The following is an 18,861-nucleotide window of genomic DNA, read 5'->3' as shown; positions in this document are numbered from 1 at the left end:
CAGTTGGTAGAGCATCTGATTTGTAATCAGAGGGTCGCGTGTTCAAGTCATGTAGCCGGCATTGCGAACGTAGTTCAGTGGTAGAACATCACCTTGCCAAGGTGGGGGTCGCGGGTTCGAACCCCGTCGTTCGCTTCAACTTTAATTTAAGAGGCCGGGGTGGCGGAACTGGCAGACGCACAGGACTTAAAATCCTGCGATGGTTAACATCGTACCGGTTCGATTCCGGTTCTCGGCATATAATGATGAGCACCCTTGGCTCAACTGGATAGAGTACCTGACTACGAATCAGGCGGTTAGAGGTTCGAATCCTCTAGGGTGCATAGAATGAATACGGGAAGTAGCTCAGCTTGGTAGAGTACTTGGTTTGGGACCAAGGTGTCGCAGGTTCGAATCCTGTCTTCCCGATGTAGATGGCGGTGTAGCTCAGCTGGCTAGAGCGTTCGGTTCATACCCGAGAGGTCGGGGGTTCGATTCCCTTCGCCGCTATGTTATGATTATGGATGACTTGGGACCTTTAGCTCAACTGGTTAGAGCACTCGGCTCATAACCGAGCGGTCGTAGGTTCGAGTCCTACAAGGTCCATTTTTGGGAGGATTACCCAAGTCTGGCTGAAGGGAACGGTCTTGAAAACCGTCAGGCGTTTAAAAGCGTGCGTGGGTTCGAATCCCACATCCTCCTTACTAATATCGCGGGATGGAGCAGTTAGGTAGCTCGTCGGGCTCATAACCCGAAGGTCGTAGGTTCAAATCCTGCTCCCGCAATAAGAGATTGGCTCGGTAGCTCAGTTGGTAGAGCAATGGATTGAAGCTCCATGTGTCGGCGGTTCGATTCCGTCTCGCGCCATTTTTAATGCGGGTGTAGTTTAGTGGTAAAACTACAGCCTTCCAAGCTGTTGTCGCGAGTTCGATTCTCGTCACCCGCTTTATAGGATTCAGGTTTTCTGTAATCTGGGCGCATAGCTCAGCTGGTTAGAGCGCACGCCTGATAAGCGTGAGGTCGGTGGTTCGAGTCCACTTGTGCCCATTGGAGAATTACTCAAGAGGCTGAAGAGGACGGTTTGCTAAATCGTTAGGTCGGGTAACTGGCGCGGGGGTTCGAATCCCCCATTCTCCGTTGTGTCGCTAGTGATTAATTCGTCACTTTGTCAACTGTAGCGGGAAGATGAGAAGCTAAACCCAAGAGAGGATGTTATTTTTCCTCTCTTTTTTGATGTTTCATGTGATGAGAATTTTAGTTTTGAAGTTAGTAAAGTTTCTAAAACCAAAAGCTTGTCGTTTGATGTCTTTGATGAGTTTGTTGGTAGCTTCTAGCTTAGCATTAGAATAGGGAAGCTCTAAAGCGTTCCTAATATAGTTCTTGTAGAGTAGAAAAATTTTGAATACTTTCTTGAAAGCTGGCTTAACGATCGTTATGTTATCTTCCATCAGTGCGAAGAAATGCTCAGTGTTCTTTTCTTGAAAATGGAATAAGAGGATTTGGTAAAGGTCATAGTAGTATCTCAGTTCGTCTGAGAAAGATAGTGCGATATCAACGATTTTTTCGGCGTTCTAGTTTCACGTAGTGTTCGTGAATAAAAGCGTTTATCAGAGAGCTTACGGCTGTCTTTGTGGAGTATTCGCCAGTGATTCTTTCTCACCAGGGGGTGTTTCAGCCACAGTGACACGCCGGTACAGTTTACAGTGGAGTCGACCTTTACGTCATTTCACGACAGTAGGCATAGCTTGAAGGTCTAGGAATGGAATGGTGGACACTCGTTGGAAGTCATATCTGATCATCTCGCCTTTACAATGAGAACCCATAGGAGGTAGGTAATTCAGAGTAGCTTTGATGCTTAATGTATTCCATAAGCTATTTTTTAATGATGGTTTGGTTGCTTTTCATTATAAGTCCTTCTGTGGGAGTTACCCACTACAGAAATTATAGAGCCGCTTTTTTGTGTCTAAGTCTAATATAAAAGATTTACTATATGAGTGTTATTTCGTTATATATTAGTTTGTTTGTCAATATTTTGTAGTTTTCGATTTTTTGATATTATCCTTAGGTCATTTGTATTTAAAAATGATTTAAGATAACTATTTTTTGTTTTTTGAACAGGACATTTTTGTCATGTTGTTTTTTTATATTCTTTACTATAATAATATCAATATTTAGTATTAATATTGTTAAAGGAGAGATTTTTATGAAAAACTCAGTACATTTTGAGACGATATTTATTTCAGTAAAGCCAATTATTTTTAAATTACAACGAACCTATTATATTAAATTGTGGGACAAAGATGACTGGTTGCAAGAGGGGAGAGTTATCTTATACCATTTATTGCAGGATAATCCTGATTTAGTAAATGACCAGTTGACTTTTTATCGCTATTTTAAAACAAAATTTTCAAATCATTTGAAAGATGTGATACGAAAACAAGAGAGTCAAAAACGACGTTTTGATAAAATGGTATATGAAGAAGTGAGTGAGTTTGGACATGCTATTAAGGATAGAGGTCTTATTTTGGATGATTATATAGCTTATAAGGAGCTGCTAGAAAAAGTAGAGAAAAGTTTGTCAAAGGAAGATAAAGACAAGCTATCAAAAGTGATTGCAGGTCAACGTTTTAGTGGAAAAGCTAAGTTTATACGGGAATTGCGTGTTAATTTTAAGGAATTCAGTCAACATATTTTGAGTTAGTAGAGGATATGAACTCTATTTTCTACAAATCAAATGAAATTGTAATTAAGACGTAACATATAACAGGTATTTTTTTGGTAAAATAAAGATGTCTTATCAAAAGAGGAGTTATTGTATCAATATGAAAAAAAGAATTTTATCTGCAGTACTTGTTAGTGGTGTAACGCTTGGTACTGCTACTGTAAATGCTAATGCGGATGATTATGATTCCCAAATTGCTGCTAAAGATGCAGTTATTAATAATTTAACAAGTGAGCAAGCAGCTGCCCAGAGTAAAGTTTCTGCTATTCAAGAACAAGTGAGTTCTTTGCAAGCTCAACAAGCAAATCTTGAAAGTGAAAACACACGTTTAGAAGCCGTATCTCAACAATTGAGTGGTGAAATTCAAGAGCTATCAACAAAAATTGTTGCACGCAATGAAGCGATTAAGAAGCAAGCTCGTAATGCTCAGAAACAAAGTGGAGTTTCAAGTTACCTTGGTTCTATTCTAAATTCTAAGTCTGTTTCTGAAGCTATCACACGTCTTGTTGCTATCAATAAAGTGGTTTCAGCTAATGAAAAACTATTAGAGCAACAAGAGAATGATAAAGCTACTCTTGAGTCTAAGCAGGCAGAAAACCAAGAAGCTATTAATACTGTAACAGCTAATAAAGCCACTCTTGAAGAAAATAAAAACAGTTTAGCAACACAACAGGCACAACTTGAAGTAGCACAATTGGAATTGTCAGAACAATTGACAACTGCTCAAAATGAAAAAGCTGAACTTCAAGCTCAAAAAGCAGCTGCCGAAGAAGCTGCTCGTCAAGCTGCACAAGCAGAAGCGGCAGCTAAAGCACAAGCAGAAGCAGAGGCTAAAGCTCAGGCGGAGGCGCAAGCTAGTGCTCAGTCTCAAGCTCAAGAAGAAATTGCAACGCAACAATCTGCCCCAGTAACATCTTCTGAATCTAAAACTTCAGAACAATCAACAGCGGTGACACCATCAGCCCCTGCGCAGTCAGCATCAACTACACAAGCTACCACCGTGCAAGCAACACCTGTTGCTACTCAATCAGCTGTTTCAACAAGCACATCTACTTCAGCTTCAACAGCTGTAAATAAAGTTTCAACGACTACATCAACTGCCAATACTTATCCAGTGGGTCAATGTACTTGGGGAGTTAAATCAATGGCATCATGGGTTGGTAACAATTGGGGGAATGCTCGTGATTGGATTGCAAGTGCTCAAGCTGCAGGTCACTCTGTAGGGACAACACCAGCTGTTGGTGCCGTTGCTGTATGGCCTAGTGATGCTGGTGGCTATGGACATGTTGCTTATGTAACAGCTGTAAATAGCGCTACATCTATCCAAGTTATGGAATCAAATTACAGTGGTAATATGAGTATTGGTAATTATCGCGGAACATTTGACCCAACTCACACTTGGAGTGGAAGTGCAGTTTATTACATCTATCAATAAGATAAATAATCAGAGTTCGGAGCTTTCTTCGAGCTCTTTTCTAATAAGATTGAAAATTTATCAAAAAAACGTTACAATGATAGAGGAGAAAATCTTTGGAGGAAATCATGTCTTATTCTAATTTGAAGTTGTTTGCGCTTTCATCGAATCAGGAGCTGGCTCAAAAGGTTGCAGATATTATTGGCATTCCTTTGGGAAAGTCAAGCGTGCGTCAATTCTCTGATGGTGAAATTCAAGTAAACATTGAAGAATCTATTCGTGGGCATCATGTTTTTATCCTGCAGTCAACTAGCTCGCCTGTAAATAACAATTTGATGGAAATTTTGATTATGGTAGATGCTTTGAAACGGGCTAGTGCAGAGACTGTAAGTGTTGTAATGCCTTATTATGGTTATGCGCGACAAGATCGCAAGGCGCGTTCGCGTGAACCTATTACATCTAAACTTGTGGCAAATATGCTTGAAGTTGCAGGTGTTGATCGTCTATTGACAGTTGATCTCCATGCAGCACAAATCCAAGGATTTTTTGATATTCCTGTTGATCATTTGATGGGAGCACCTTTAATTGCTGAGTATTTTGATCGTAATGGTTTGGTTGGCGACGATGTCGTGGTGGTAAGTCCTGACCATGGTGGTGTGACACGTGCTCGTAAATTAGCACAGAGCCTTAAGACACCAATTGCTATTATAGATAAACGTCGTAGTGTAACGAAGATGAATACCAGTGAAGTGATGCATATTATCGGTAACGTTAAGGGTAAGAAGTGTATTTTGATCGATGATATGATTGATACAGCAGGTACTATTTGTCATGCGGCGGATGCTTTGGCAGCAGCTGGAGCAACTGCTGTTTATGCATCTTGTACGCATCCTGTCTTATCTGGACCTGCGCTTGATAATATTGAGAAATCTGCTATTGAAAAATTGGTTGTATTAGATACGATTTTTCTTCCAGAAGAGCGTTTGATTGGTAAGATTGAACAAATTTCAATTGCAGAATTGATTGCCGAAGCCATTATTCGCATTCATGAGAAGCGTCCGTTGTCACCTCTTTTTGAGATGGCACAACGCCATTGCTAAAGTAAAAGGCTAGGAAAAACCTAGTCTTTTATCTTATTCACATGTGGATAAGTTATTTTAGGGTGCATTCTCTGTAAAATTCTAGTATAATAGAAAAAAGTTAAGGAGGGTTGATTATGGAGCTTTTAAAACGTTTTAATAAAAATTTGGATAAGATTGAGGTATCTTTGATTCGTCAATTTGATCAGTCTATCTCGGATATACCCGGAGTCTTAAAATTAACGTTAGGTGAGCCTGACTTTACAACACCAGAACATGTCAAAGAGGCAGCAAAAGCAGCTATTGATGCTAATCAAACGCATTATACAGGTATGAGTGGTCTTTTAGAGTTACGTCAAGCGGCTAGCGATTTCGTCAAGGAGAAGTACAATTTAGACTATTGTTCAGATAATGAAATTTTAGTGACTATCGGTGCAACAGAAGCTTTATCAGCAACTTTGACAGCCATTTTAGAACCAGGGGATACGGTGCTTCTTCCAGCTCCTGCTTATCCTGGTTATGAGCCTATTGCTAATCTGGTTGGGGCGAAAATTGTCGAAATTGATACACGATCAAATGATTTTATCTTGACCCCTGAAATGTTGGAGGATGCAATCTTAGCGCAAGGTGATAAACTCAAAGCAGTTTTACTTAATTATCCTACCAATCCAACGGGTGTGACCTACAGTAGAGAACAAGTCAAGGCATTTGCGAATGTTTTGAAGAAATACCCTGTCTTTGTGGTGAGTGATGAGATTTACTCTGAGTTGTGCTACACTGAGGAACGGCACGTCTCTATTGCAGAATATCTACCTGAGCAAACTATTTTAGTCAATGGGTTATCAAAATCACACGCTATGACTGGTTGGCGTCTAGGTTTTATATTTGCAAAAGCTGCTTTATGTGCAGAGCTTATCAAGAGTCACCAATATTTAGTGACGGCTTCCAGCACGATTTCGCAGTTTGCGGCGGTTGAAGCTTTGACTAAAGGAAAAAATGATGCGCTTCCTATGTGTGAGGAATATATCAAACGTCGTGATTATATCATTGATAAAATGACTGCTCTTGGTTTTGATATTATCAAGCCAACTGGTGCTTTTTATATCTTTGCAAAAATTCCAAAGAACTATTGTCAAGATTCTTTTCGTTTTTGCCAAGATTTTGCGAGAGAGCAGGCGGTAGCTATTATTCCTGGAATTGCCTTTGGAAAATACGGCGAGGGTTATGTCCGTTTATCTTATGCGGCTAGTATGGAAACGATTAGTGCTGCGATGGCGCGCTTAGAACTATTCTTGGCATCTTATGGACGTTAGAGAAACAAAAGGGCTGATTCTATTTAATCGCGATTATCGTGAGGACGATAAATTGGTTAAAATTTTCACAGAAATGAGCGGTAAACGTATGTTTTTCGTGAAACATGCGAGTCGTTCTGCTCTCAATCCTGTCATTCAGCCACTGGTGGTGGCTGATTTTATTCTCCGTATCAATGATAATGGGCTTTCTTATATCGTTGACTATAAAAAGGTGACTCACTATTCTAAGATTACAGCTGATTTGTTTAGGTTGGCTTATGCTAGTTATATTCTTGCTCTAGCGGATGCTGCTATAGAGGATAATGTGCAAGATCCAAACTTATTTGTCTTTTTAAAAAAAGTTCTAGATTTGATGGAAGAAGGGCTGGATTACGAGATTTTGACTAATATTTTTGAGGTGCAGATTTTAGATCGCTTTGGAGTATTGCTTAATTTTCATAACTGTTGTGTGTGTCATAGAGCAGGTTTACCTTTTGATTTTTCCTATCGTTATTCAGGGGTTCTCTGTCCCAAACATTATGATAGAGATGAACATCGAACCCACATTGATTCTAATGTGCTCTACTTGTTAGATTGTTTCCAACAAGTGCCTATCGATGATGTGAGGACTATTTCATTAAAACCTGAGATGAAAGCTAAAATTAGGCAATTTTTGGACAGTCTGTATGATGATTATGTTGGTATTCATCTAAAAAGTAAGAAATTCATTGATGACTTAGAGACTTGGGGCGATATTATGAAAACGCAAAGAGATTAGATGGGGCTAGTCTTTTTGTGTTTTGATTTAACTTTGTATTAAAAAGGGTAAAATCGTGGTATAATGTTTCTATTATTTTAAACTTGAGGTGACTAATCATGAAGACAATTGCTGTGGATGCCATGGGAGGTGACAATGCTCCTAAGGCTGTAGTAGAAGGAGTGAATCAAGCCTTAGCTGCATTTCCCGATATTGCCGTCCAATTGTATGGTGATGAGAATAAAATCAAGTCCTATTTGACAGCGACAGATCGGGTGGAGATTATTCACACTGATGAGAAAATTAATTCGGATGATGAACCTGCAAAGGCAATTCGCCGCAAGAAGAAGGCATCAATGGTGCTTGGTGCGCAAGCTGTCAGAGAGAAAAAGGCAGATGCTGTTATCTCTGCTGGCAATACAGGTGCACTTTTAGCAGCTGGTTTGTTTGTTGTTGGGCGTATTAAAGGGGTGGATCGTCCAGGGTTACTCTCTACGTTGCCGACTCTAGATGGCAAAGGGTATGATATGCTAGATCTTGGTGCTAACGCTGAAAATTCAGCACATCATTTACACCAGTTTGCCATTTTGGGATCTTTTTATGCTCAAAATGTCCGTAATATCATTAATCCCCGTATTGGGCTCTTGAATAATGGAACAGAGGCGACTAAGGGTGATCCTATTCACAAGGAAACTTACGAGTTGCTTGCTTCTGATACTAGTCTAAATTTTATTGGTAATGTTGAAGCGCGTGATTTAATGGTAGGTGTTGCAGATGTTGTCGTGACAGATGGCTTTACTGGAAATGCTGTTTTAAAAACCATGGAAGGTACAGGACTTAGTATTTTATCTGCTTTGAAATCTAGTGTTACATCAGGTGGCATTCGAGCTAAAATGGGAGCTTTGCTTTTGAAACCGACGCTCTATAATCTAAAAGACATTATGGATTACTCAGATGCAGGAGGTGCTGTTTTCTTTGGGCTCAAGGCTCCTGTTGTGAAATGCCATGGATCTAGTGATGCATTAGCTGTTTACAGTACAATCAAACAGGTACGTATGATGTTAGAAACTAAGGTTATAGATCGGTCAGTAGCTGCTTTTACTAAGGCTGAAAAAGCAGATGAGAAGTTGCTAGATGACAAGGAATGATATTTTTGAAAGAATGATGGTCATTATAAAAGAGCAAGCGCATTAGGTGTGGATTCTATTATCTTGGTCGAATGTATCATCAGTTTAGCAGATGAATTTCAGCATATTATTTATGAGCGAATTGCTCGGTTATTTGGTCATACGGTTCAATATAGGGTTACTATAAGCATCTGAGTGGGTCAGGTGCTTATATTTTGTGTTTTTTATTATGAAATACGAACATTTTATTTAATTAATATTTCAAAATCCGTAAAATATTGAGTTATATTTTTATTTGTGGTAGAATTATCAATATAAAGGAGCGAAAGGCGAATAAAATCATGAAAACAGATTTGATTTATAGCGGTAAGGCAAAGGATGTTTATGCGACAAGCGATGCAAATGAGATTGTTTCAGTTTATAAGGATCAAGCAACTATGTTAAATGGTGCTAGAAAGGAAATTATAGCGGGTAAGGGGCGCTTGAACAATCAGATTTCATCGCTTATTTTTGAGCGTTTAAATAAAGAAGGTGTAGCAACTCACTTTATTAAAAAACTCTCTGATACTGAGCAACTAAATAAAAAAGTAAAGATTATTCCGCTTGAGGTGGTTTTGCGCAATTATACAGCTGGTTCTTTTTCTAAGCGTTTCGGTGTGAAGGAAGGAATTAAACTTGAAACACCTATCGTTGAATTTTATTACAAGAACGATGAGCTCGATGATCCATTCATCAATGATGAGCATGTAAAATTTTTAAAGATTGCGACGGATGAGGAGATTGCTTATCTTAAAGCTGAGTGTCGCCGTATCAATAGTATCTTACAAGTTATTTTTGCTGAAATTGATTTGACGCTTATTGATTACAAGCTGGAGTTTGGTTTTGATAAGGATGGTAAGATTATCTTAGCAGATGAGTTTTCACCTGATAACTGTCGCTTGTGGGATAAGGAAGGTAATCATATGGATAAGGACGTCTTTCGTCGTGACCTTGGCGAGTTAACTTCTGTTTACGAAGTGGTTCTTGAAAAATTGCAGAGTGTAGCAGGTAGGTAAAATGAATAAACGTATTTTTGTTGAGAAGAAATCGAGTTTTGGAATTAAGGCTGAAGCGCTAAAGAAAGAGTTGATTCATCATTTACAGTTAAAAGCTTTGACGACTGTCCGCTTAATTGAAGTTTACGAGGTTTTTGGCTTGGAGGAAGCTTTGTTTGACAGAGCGGAAACTCATGTTTTTTCTGAGATGGTGACAGATAAACTCTTGTCGGTAGAGGATGTTGATCAAGCTTTATCTCATTATGCTTTCTTTGCTATTGAGGCTTTGCCTGGGCAATTTGATCAACGATCAGCATCAGCTATAGAAGCCTTGTATTTGCTCGGTGCTAAAGAAGGTGTCACTGTCCGCTCTAGTCGCTTATACTTGGTCAATAAGGATTTACCACAAGAAGAACTCAACGCCATCAAGAAGTATTTGCTCAATCCAGTTGATTCTCGCTTTAAAGATATGACCTTGCCACTTGTTTTTGAGGAATTTTCGACATCTAAGGCAGAAATACCAAGTCTTGATATCTTTGAAACTTATACAAAAGAGGATTTTATCGTCTATAAAGAGGAGCAAAATCTTGCAATGGAAGTGGCTGATTTGCTTTATATTCAAGACTATTTTAAGTCAATTGGGCGGGTGCCAACAGAGACTGAACTGCGTGTGCTTGATACTTATTGGAGTGATCATTGTCGTCATACAACCTTCGAGACAGAACTCAGAACCATTGATTTCTCGGCGTCTAAGTTCCAAAAACAATTGCAAGAGACTTATGATAAGTATATCGCAATGCGTGATGCGTTAGGACGTACTGAAAAACCTCAGACTCTCATGGATATGGCAACGATTTTTGGGCGTTATGAGCGTGCAAATGGTCGTTTAGATGATATGGAAGTATCAGATGAGATCAATGCCTGTTCTGTTGAGATTGAAGTTGATGTCAACGGTATCAAGGAGCCTTGGCTTCTCATGTTCAAAAACGAAACTCACAATCATCCAACGGAAATTGAACCTTTTGGTGGTGCTGCGACTTGTATTGGTGGAGCCATTCGTGATCCGCTTTCTGGTCGTTCTTACGTTTATCAAGCTATGCGTATTTCAGGTGCGGGAGATATTACTCAACCTTTGTCTACTACACGATCTGGGAAATTACCGCAACAAGTCATTTCTAAAACAGCAGCACACGGTTATTCTTCTTACGGTAACCAAATCGGTCTTGCAACGACTTATGTTCGAGAATATTTCCATCCTGGATTTGTTGCAAAACGCATGGAGTTAGGAGCAGTGGTCGGAGCAGCTCCAAAGGAAAATGTAATTCGTGAAAAACCTGTAGCAGGAGATGTTATCATTCTCCTCGGTGGCAGAACGGGTCGCGACGGTGTCGGTGGGGCAACGGGTTCATCTAAGGTTCAAACGGTCGAATCTGTCGAAACAGCTGGTGCTGAAGTTCAAAAGGGAAATGCTATTGAAGAACGGAAAATTCAGCGACTATTTAGAAAGAAAGAAGTAACCCGTCTCATTAAGAAATCCAATGATTTTGGTGCCGGTGGCGTTTGTGTGGCTATTGGTGAGTTGGCAGATGGTCTTGAAATTGACCTCAATAAAATTCCACTCAAGTATGCTGGTCTTAACGGAACTGAAATTGCTATCTCTGAGAGTCAAGAACGAATGGCCGTTGTCGTACGTAATGAAGATGTTGATACTTTTATCGCTCTTTCTGCTGAGGAAAATATTGAGGCGGTTGCTGTAGCAGTCGTGACAGAAAAAGCCAATCTTGTCATGACTTGGAACAATCAAACGATTGTAGATATTGAGCGCAGTTTTCTTGATACCAACGGTGTGCGTGTTGAGGTGGATGCAAAAGTCGTTGACAGTAAAGATGAGTTACCAGGTCAAATCACAACAGATGAAAAGCATTTTGAAAGAGACTTAAAAGCTGTACTTGCTGATCTTAATCATGCGAGCCAAAAGGGTTTGCAAACTCTCTTTGACTCTTCTGTTGGACGCTCAACGGTCAACCATCCTATCGGTGGGCGTTATCAGATGACACCGACAGAAAGTTCTGTGCAGAAATTGCCAGTAGAGCATGGTGTTACAGAGACCGTTTCTGTTATGGCGCAGGGGTATCATCCCTATCTAGCAGCTTGGTCACCTTATCATGGAGCGGCATATGCTATCATCGAAGCGACAGCACGCTTAGTGGCAACAGGCTCTAACTGGGACAAGGCACGCTTTTCTTATCAAGAGTATTTTGAGCGAATGGACAAGCAGGCAGATCGTTTTGGTCAACCTGTAGCAGCGTTGTTAGGTTCTATTGAAGCGCAAATTCAGCTTGGTTTACCTTCTATTGGTGGAAAAGATTCAATGAGTGGCACCTTTGAGGAATTGACTGTTCCTCCAACCTTGGTCGCTTTTGGGGTGACAACATCGACAGCGAATCGCATTCTCTCACCAGAATTCAAAAACACTGGGGAAAATATTTACTATATTGCAGGATGCAATTTGTCAGACAACATTGACTTTGTGACAATCAAGAAGAATTTTGAGCAATTTGCAGTTATTCAAGAACGCCACAATATTACAGCTGCTTCGGCGGTTAAATATGGTGGTGTAGCTGAGAGTCTAGCCCTCATGAGCTTTGGTAATCATATCGGTGTTGATGTGACTCTACCTCATTTTGAGACTAGCCTGACAGCACAGCTCGGTGGTTTTGTCTTTACTTCACCAGAGGAGATTGCAGGTGTTGAGAAGATTGGAACAACGACAGCAGGGTTTACTTTAGCTATCAATGGTCTAGCTATTGATGGCATCTCCCTTATCTCAGCCTTTGAAGGGACACTTGAGGGAGTTTACCCAACTACTTTTGTGCAGTCAGAGAAATTGTCTGATGTACCAGCTGTTGAGACAGATTTTGCAAAGGTGGTCGATCATCTAGTTGAGCAACCGTTAGTTTATTTGCCGGCTTTTCCAGGTACAAACTCAGAGTACGACTCTGCTAAAGCCTTTGAAGCTGCTGGTGCTAAAACGAAAATCGTGCCATTTGCAACGCTGAATATCGAAAAATCAATTGCTGACATGGTAGCCAATATAAAAGAGGCTCAGATTCTCTTTTTTGCTGGTGGTTTTTCAGCAGCAGATGAGCCAGATGGTTCTGCTAAATTTATCGTTAACATCTTAAAAAATGCGCAGGTGCGCACCGCTATTGATGCCTTTATCGAACGAGGCGGCTTGATTATCGGCATTTGTAATGGTTTTCAGGCTCTTGTCAAATCGGGGCTTTTGCCATACGGAAATTTTGAAAGCTCAAGAAAAACCAGTCCGACTCTTTTCTACAATGATGCAAACCAGCACGTGGCAAAAATGGTAGAAACACGTATCGCAAATACCAATTCACCATGGCTGTCAGCTCTTGCAGTTGGTGATATACATGCTATTGCAGTCTCACACGGCGAAGGGAAATTTGTCGTGACAGATGAAGAGTTTGCCGAATTGCGTGATAATGGTCAAATCTGGAGCCAATACGTGGACTTTGACGGTAAACCGAGCATGGATAGTTGTTACAATCCAAATGGATCTTGCCACGCTATCGAAGGAATTACCAGCAAAAATGGGCAAATCATAGGTAAAATGGGACACTCCGAACGCTGGGAATCAGGTCTTTTCCAAAATATTCCAGGAGATAAAGATCAACACCTCTTTGAAAGTGCAGTTAAGTATTTCACTGGAAAATAAAGAGGTTCTCTCCTATCATTTACAATTGTAAGGCTTAGAAGCTAAGACCTTGCTATTTCATAAAGGTAACTTAAATATGACATACGAAGTAAAATCTTTAAATGAAGAGTGTGGTATTTTTGGCATTTGGGGACATCCCCAAGCTGCTCAAGTGACTTATTTTGGTCTTCATAGTCTTCAACATCGCGGTCAAGAGGGAGCAGGCATTATCTCTAATGACAACGGTAAGCTATTGCGTCATCGTGATACAGGACTTGTTTCGGAGGTCTTTCACGATCCAAGTGACTTGGAGAAATTAACAGGACAAGCTGCCATTGGACATGTGCGCTATGCAACAACAGGTGAGGCCTCTATTGACAATATCCAGCCCTTTCATTTTAAATTTTCAGATACGCAGTTTGGCTTGGCACACAATGGTAATCTGACCAATACAAAAAGCTTAAAAAAAGCTCTGGAAAGTCAGGGAGCCATTTTTTCCAGTTCTTCGGATACAGAAATTTTGGCACATTTAATCCGTCGTAGTCACCATCCAGAGTTTATAGAGAGACTCAAAGAGGCACTCAATACGGTCAAAGGAGGCTTTGCTTACCTTTTGATGCTAGAGGATAAGATTATTGCAGCGCTTGATCCCAATGGCTTTAGACCTCTTTCTGTTGGCAAGATGAAGAATGGTGCTTGGGTCATCTCTAGTGAAACGTGTGCTTTTGAGGTAGTTGGAGCTGAGTGGGTGCGTGATGTTAAACCAGGAGAGATTGTTATCATTGATGATGCTGGCATCCGCTATGATAGCTATACCACGGATACTCAACTTGCTATTTGCTCTATGGAGTATATCTATTTTGCACGTCCTGACTCTGTCATTAACGGAGTCAATGTTCACACTGCTCGTAAAAATACAGGACGTCGTCTCGCTCAAGAATTTAAACATGAAGCGGATATTGTAGTTGGTGTACCTAATTCATCTTTGTCAGCTGCGTCAGGATTTTCAGAAGAATCAGGTTTACCAAATGAGATGGGCTTGATTAAAAATCAATACACGCAACGCACTTTTATCCAACCAACGCAAGAATTACGTGAGCAGGGTGTTCGCATGAAGTTATCAGCAGTGTCCAGTATCGTCAAGGGCAAACGTGTGGTCATGGTGGATGACTCCATCGTTCGGGGGACAACCAGTCGCCGTATCGTACAACTCTTACGTGAGGCAGGAGCATCTGAGGTACACGTAGCAATTGCTAGCCCTCCTCTCAAATACCCATGCTTTTACGGCATTGATATTCAGACACGCCGTGAATTAATTGCAGCAAATCATAGTGTTGATGAAATTTGTGAGATTATTGGAGCTGATAGTTTGACTTATCTATCCATTGAGGGATTGATTGAGTCGGTTGGCTTAGAGACAGATGCGCCAAATGGTGGGCTTTGTGTGGCTTATTTTGATGGGAAATACCCAACACCACTCTATGACTACGAGGAGCGTTATCTGCAAAGTTTAGAGGAAAAGATGAGTTTTTATTAGGAGATGTCGTACTTGGATAAAGACGATTCCTATAAACTCATAATAAGTCCTAAATAATATCTGTAAAAAACTTTTATAGAAATAGCAACTTATCTGTTCTGCTATTTTCCAAAGACAAAAAATAAGGAGACAATTATGTCTAAAAACGCTTATGCCCAGTCAGGTGTTGACGTGGAAGCGGGCTATGAAGTTGTTGAACGTATCAAAAAGCATGTAGCAAAGACAGAGCGTCTGGGGGTCATGGGTGCACTCGGCGGTTTTGGTGGAATGTTTGATTTGACAGCGCTTGATGTTAAGGAGCCTGTACTTATCTCTGGAACAGATGGTGTGGGAACCAAACTTATGCTAGCCATTCAGTACGATAAGCATGATACTATCGGTCAAGATTGTGTCGCTATGTGTGTCAATGATATCATAGCAGCAGGCGCAGAGCCTCTCTATTTTCTCGACTATATCGCAACTGGAAAGAATGAACCGGCTAAGCTGGAGCAGGTAGTTAAGGGTGTTGCGGATGGTTGCATGGAGGCTGGTGCTGGCTTGATTGGTGGCGAAACTGCTGAAATGCCAGGAATGTATGGCGAGGACGATTATGATTTGGCTGGTTTTGCTGTTGGTGTGGCAGAGAAATCTCAAATTATAGACGGTAGCAAGGTCAAGTCTGGTGATATCCTTTTGGGATTGGCTTCAAGTGGTATTCACTCCAATGGGTATTCGTTGGTGCGTCGTGTCTTTGCAGATTTTGATGGAGATGCTATTTTGCCAGAACTTGAGGGGAAAGCGCTCAAGGATGTATTGCTTACACCAACACGCATCTATGTTAAGGCACTTTTGCCACTCATTAAGGAAAATCTTGTCAATGGTATTGCCCACATCACAGGTGGTGGTTTCGTGGAAAATATCCCTCGTATGTTTGCTGATGGCTTAGCTGCTGAGATTGAGGAGGATAAGATTCCAGTGCTTCCGATTTTTACAGCCTTGGAAAAATACGGTGAGATTAAGCACGAGGAAATGTTTGAAATCTTCAACATGGGACTTGGCATGATTTTGGCGGTTTCTCCTGATAAAGTCGAGAAAGTTAAAAGCCTACTAGACGAAGAAGTTTACCAAGTCGGACGTATCGTGGAAAAAGAAGATAAGAGTGTAATCATCAAATGACCAAAAGAATAGCAGTATTTGCTTCGGGTAATGGCTCTAATTTTCAAGTCATCGCTGAGCAATTTCCAGTTGCCTTTGTTTTTTCAGATCACCGTGATGCTTATGTGCTTGAGCGTGCCAAAAAGCTAGGTGTGCCTAGTTACGCTTTTGAACTCAAAGAGTTTGACAATAAAACTGCTTATGAAGAGGCTATCATAGACTTGCTAGACAAACATGAGATTGACCTTGTGGTGCTGGCTGGTTACATGAAAATTGTGGCAAGCCCCTTACTGGCTCGATATGAGGGGCGTATGATTAACATTCATCCAGCTTACTTGCCAGAATTTCCAGGTGCACATGGCATTGAGGATGCTTGGTATGCAGGTGTAGAAGAGAGCGGAGTGACTATTCATTGGGTGGATTCAGGTGTTGACAGTGGGAAAATCATTCGCCAAGAGCGTGTTCCACGCTTAGAGAGTGACACCATTGACACTTTTGAAGAGCGCATCCATGCTATGGAATATCGCTTGTACCCAGAGGTTTTGGAGAGCTTGGGTGTGGAGAGACGACGTTAAGAGAAAAGCTTGCTGTCGTTTATTTGCTTGACAAAGGAGAGCAAGTCACTTTTTCTAGCTGATAAATAGATTATTACATACAGGAGACATCATGACAAAAAAAGCACTGATTAGTGTGTCAGATAAAGCTGGCATTATCGCATTTGCGCAACGATTGCGTGAGTTGGGTTGGGAGATTATCTCGACTGGAGGCACCAAGACTGCCCTTGATAAGGCAGGGGTTGAGACCATTGCTATTGACGATGTGACGGGATTTCCAGAGATGATGGACGGTCGTGTCAAGACGCTTCATCCAAAGATTCATGGAGGTCTTTTGGCACGTCGTGATCTTGATAGCCACTTGGATGCTGCCAAAGAGCACAAGATTGACCTTATTGACCTTGTGGTGGTCAATCTTTATCCGTTTAAGGAAACGATTCTCAAACCTGATGTGACCTATGCAGATGCTGTGGAAAATATTGATATTGGTGGTCCATCGATGCTTCGTTCGGCTGCTAAAAATCATGCCAGTGTGACGGTGATTGTTGACCCAGCTGACTATGCTGTGGTCTTAGATGAGTTGAAAAATGCAGGCGAAACCACGCTTGAGACACGTAAACGCTTAGCAGCTAAAGTGTTCCGACACACAGCATCTTACGATGCTTTGATTGCGGACTACTTCACCAAGCAAGTGGGTGAAAAAAAGCCTGAAAAGTTGACAATCACCTACGACCTCAAACAGCCTATGCGCTACGGTGAAAATCCTCAGCAAAATGCTGACTTTTATCAGTCTGCCTTACCAACAGCCTACGCTATCTCATCGGCTGAGCAGTTGAATGGTAAGGAACTTTCTTTCAATAACATTCGCGATGCAGATGCTGCTATTCGTATTATTCGTGATTTTAAGGATAAGCCAACGGTTGTAGCCCTTAAACACATGAATCCTTGTGGTATTGGTCAGGCAGATACGATTGAGACAGCATGGGACTATGCTTATGCGTCTGATCCTGTCTCTATATTTGGAGGGATTATCGTTCTTAATCGTGAGGTAGATGCGGCGACAGCTAAGAAGATGCACAGTATTTTTCTTGAAATCATCATCGCTCCAAGCTATACAGATGAAGCACTAGCTATCTTGACTCATAAAAAGAAAAACTTGCGCATCTTGCAGTTGCCTTTTGACAAACAGGCTGAAAGCGAAATCGAGTCAGAATACACAGGGGTCGTTGGTGGTCTTTTGGTGCAAAATCAGGACACCATCGCAGAACATCCAGCTGACTGGAAAGTCGTGACCAAGCGCCAACCAACCCAAAAAGAAAAAGAAGCGCTCGAGTTTGCTTGGAAGTCTGTCAAGTACGTCAAATCAAATGGTATCATCATCACCAATGATCACATGGTTCTAGGAGTAGGTCCCGGTCAGACCAATCGTGTGGCATCTGTTAAGATTGCTATTGACCAAGCCAAGGATCGCCTAGAAGGTGCAGCGCTAGCTTCTGATGCTTTCTTTCCATTTGCGGATAATATCGAAGAAATCGCTGCCAGTGGTATCAAAGCTATCATCCAGCCAGGTGGATCTGTGCGTGACCAAGAGTCTATCGAAGCAGCGGATAAGCATGGCTTGACGATGCTTTTCACCGATGTGCGTCATTTCAGACATTAAAACAGATTAAGGTTTGTGTAAGGAAATTTTTAGTTTTGATTAAGCTAGGTACTCTATACTATAGTCAATCCTAAATAAACTTTCTTTTTCATAAACTCCTACGAACACTCGACAAAGTCGAGTGTTTTTTGATTTATTTTTGTATTTTTAGCTTTTTTTAAGCCTGCAAGGCTATACTGCATTTATCCTAAAACTTTTTTCATAAAATCTCCTAATAAGGACAAGATACAGCTTGTCCTTATTTTTCTGTGCTTTTTGAGTCTTGTTTGGTATAATGAGGATAGTAGTAAAGATAGATGAGAGATGAGGGAAGAGATGTCCTACATAGATGAGTTACTGAAAGAGCAATGTCCTGATGGTGTTGAATGGAAAGAGTTGAGGGAGATTTGTACGGTTCAAAAAGGAAAACAACTAAATAAATCTTTTCTTACAGAAAATGGGGAGTATCCAGCTTATAACGGCGGAAAATCTTATTCAGGCAGGACGGATAGTTATAATGTGGAGGCTAATACTATAATCGTCAGTCAAGGAGGGGCATCAGCAGGGTTTGTAAATTTTATAGATACTCGATTTTGGGCTAATGCTCATTGCTATTATTTACTCCCAAATTTATCGAAAGTAGAGAATCGTTATTTATATCATTTTATTAAGATGAAACAAAATTATTTAATGGAGTTTCAACATGGTGCAGGAATTCCAGCATTAAAAGCCGATAAGTTAACAAGACTTAAAATCCCCCTTCCCCCTCTTGAAATCCAAAAAGAAATCGTCAAAATACTTGACAAATTCACAGAATATGTTACGGAACTTACGGCGGAACTTACGGCGGAACTTACGTTCCGTAAAAAGCAATA

General features: G+C 40.8%; 13 protein-coding genes, 12 tRNA genes and 1 pseudogene. 25 read left to right on the top strand and 1 reads right to left on the bottom strand.

The window, feature by feature from the left end:
- The first annotated feature begins 63 nt into the window (after positions 1–63).
- The 12 genes from NXS10_RS08425 to NXS10_RS08370 all read left to right on the top strand — a co-directional run bounded on the left by NXS10_RS08425 (position 64) and on the right by NXS10_RS08370 (position 1,116).
- Positions 64–135, top strand: a tRNA-Gly gene (locus NXS10_RS08425).
- An 18-nt stretch (positions 136–153) separates the two neighbouring features.
- Positions 154–238, top strand: a tRNA-Leu gene (locus NXS10_RS08420).
- 11 nt (positions 239–249) lie between these two features.
- Positions 250–323, top strand: a tRNA-Arg gene (locus NXS10_RS08415).
- Between the two features lie 11 nt (positions 324–334).
- Positions 335–408: transfer RNA gene (locus tag NXS10_RS08410), tRNA-Pro, on the top strand.
- 7 nt (positions 409–415) lie between these two features.
- Positions 416–489, top strand: a tRNA-Met gene (locus NXS10_RS08405).
- Positions 490–511: 22 nt separating this feature from the next.
- Positions 512–585: transfer RNA gene (locus NXS10_RS08400), tRNA-Ile, on the top strand.
- A gap of 6 nt (positions 586–591) precedes the next feature.
- Positions 592–681: transfer RNA gene (locus NXS10_RS08395), tRNA-Ser, on the top strand.
- Between the two features lie 9 nt (positions 682–690).
- Positions 691–764, top strand: a tRNA-Met gene (locus tag NXS10_RS08390).
- A gap of 9 nt (positions 765–773) precedes the next feature.
- Positions 774–846, top strand: a tRNA-Phe gene (locus NXS10_RS08385).
- Positions 847–854: 8 nt separating this feature from the next.
- Positions 855–925: transfer RNA gene (locus NXS10_RS08380), tRNA-Gly, on the top strand.
- Between the two features lie 27 nt (positions 926–952).
- A tRNA-Ile gene (locus NXS10_RS08375) sits at positions 953–1,026 on the top strand.
- 2 nt (positions 1,027–1,028) lie between these two features.
- A tRNA-Ser gene (locus NXS10_RS08370) sits at positions 1,029–1,116 on the top strand.
- 101 nt (positions 1,117–1,217) lie between these two features.
- Here NXS10_RS08370 and NXS10_RS08365 read toward each other — a convergent pair.
- Positions 1,218–1,633: pseudogene (locus tag NXS10_RS08365) on the bottom strand (transposase); the annotation flags it as partial.
- Positions 1,634–2,182: 549 nt separating this feature from the next.
- On the opposite strand from NXS10_RS08365, the gene NXS10_RS08360 reads away from it, so the two are divergent.
- From NXS10_RS08360 to NXS10_RS08300, 13 genes are all read left to right on the top strand, one after another.
- Positions 2,183–2,680 (top strand): sigma-70 RNA polymerase sigma factor region 4 domain-containing protein, encoded by a 498-nt coding sequence (locus NXS10_RS08360; RefSeq protein WP_259139413.1) that lies wholly within the window; start codon positions 2,183–2,185, stop codon positions 2,678–2,680.
- 121 nt (positions 2,681–2,801) lie between these two features.
- A complete protein-coding gene (locus tag NXS10_RS08355) occupies positions 2,802–4,136 on the top strand; it encodes a CHAP domain-containing protein (RefSeq protein ID WP_259139411.1) in 1,335 nt (444 codons plus the stop codon).
- A gap of 107 nt (positions 4,137–4,243) precedes the next feature.
- Positions 4,244–5,215 (top strand): ribose-phosphate diphosphokinase, encoded by a 972-nt coding sequence (locus tag NXS10_RS08350; RefSeq protein WP_259139410.1) that lies wholly within the window; start codon positions 4,244–4,246, stop codon positions 5,213–5,215.
- A 116-nt stretch (positions 5,216–5,331) separates the two neighbouring features.
- Positions 5,332–6,507, top strand: coding sequence for a pyridoxal phosphate-dependent aminotransferase (locus tag NXS10_RS08345; RefSeq protein ID WP_259139409.1), 1,176 nt, complete (start codon positions 5,332–5,334; stop codon positions 6,505–6,507).
- Positions 6,497–7,264 (top strand): DNA repair protein RecO, encoded by a 768-nt coding sequence (gene recO, locus NXS10_RS08340; RefSeq protein ID WP_259139408.1) that lies wholly within the window; start codon positions 6,497–6,499, stop codon positions 7,262–7,264. The genes NXS10_RS08345 and recO overlap by 11 nt, the downstream gene beginning before the upstream one ends.
- A gap of 98 nt (positions 7,265–7,362) precedes the next feature.
- Positions 7,363–8,391 carry a phosphate acyltransferase PlsX gene (plsX, locus tag NXS10_RS08335; protein WP_259139406.1) on the top strand — a complete coding sequence of 343 codons (1,029 nt, stop codon included), beginning with the start codon at positions 7,363–7,365 and terminating at the stop codon, positions 8,389–8,391.
- A gap of 320 nt (positions 8,392–8,711) precedes the next feature.
- Positions 8,712–9,425, top strand: coding sequence for a phosphoribosylaminoimidazolesuccinocarboxamide synthase (gene purC / locus NXS10_RS08330; protein WP_259139404.1), 714 nt, complete (start codon positions 8,712–8,714; stop codon positions 9,423–9,425).
- Between the two features lies 1 nt (position 9,426).
- A complete protein-coding gene (locus NXS10_RS08325) occupies positions 9,427–13,143 on the top strand; it encodes a phosphoribosylformylglycinamidine synthase (RefSeq protein WP_259139402.1) in 3,717 nt (1,238 codons plus the stop codon).
- Positions 13,144–13,219: 76 nt separating this feature from the next.
- A complete protein-coding gene (gene purF, locus NXS10_RS08320) occupies positions 13,220–14,659 on the top strand; it encodes an amidophosphoribosyltransferase (RefSeq protein WP_259139400.1) in 1,440 nt (479 codons plus the stop codon).
- A 132-nt stretch (positions 14,660–14,791) separates the two neighbouring features.
- Positions 14,792–15,814: a phosphoribosylformylglycinamidine cyclo-ligase gene (gene purM, locus NXS10_RS08315; protein ID WP_308445769.1), complete on the top strand. Its 1,023-nt coding sequence runs from the start codon at positions 14,792–14,794 to the stop codon at positions 15,812–15,814.
- Positions 15,811–16,368: a phosphoribosylglycinamide formyltransferase gene (gene purN, locus NXS10_RS08310; RefSeq protein ID WP_259139396.1), complete on the top strand. Its 558-nt coding sequence runs from the start codon at positions 15,811–15,813 to the stop codon at positions 16,366–16,368. The genes purM and purN overlap by 4 nt, the downstream gene beginning before the upstream one ends.
- Positions 16,369–16,459: 91 nt before the next feature.
- On the top strand, positions 16,460–18,007 hold the full coding sequence (gene purH / locus NXS10_RS08305; RefSeq protein ID WP_259139395.1) for a bifunctional phosphoribosylaminoimidazolecarboxamide formyltransferase/IMP cyclohydrolase: 1,548 nt from the start codon (positions 16,460–16,462) through the stop codon (positions 18,005–18,007).
- A 315-nt stretch (positions 18,008–18,322) separates the two neighbouring features.
- A partial coding sequence (locus NXS10_RS08300; protein ID WP_259139394.1) for a restriction endonuclease subunit S occupies positions 18,323–18,861 on the top strand: 539 nt, incomplete at its 3' end.

Source organism: Streptococcus sciuri, assembly GCF_024814375.1.
In the GTDB taxonomy this organism is placed as follows: domain Bacteria; phylum Bacillota; class Bacilli; order Lactobacillales; family Streptococcaceae; genus Streptococcus; species Streptococcus sciuri.
The sequence above is the reverse complement of the archived record's forward strand: the minus strand, read 5'-3'. Positions and strand labels throughout refer to the sequence as shown.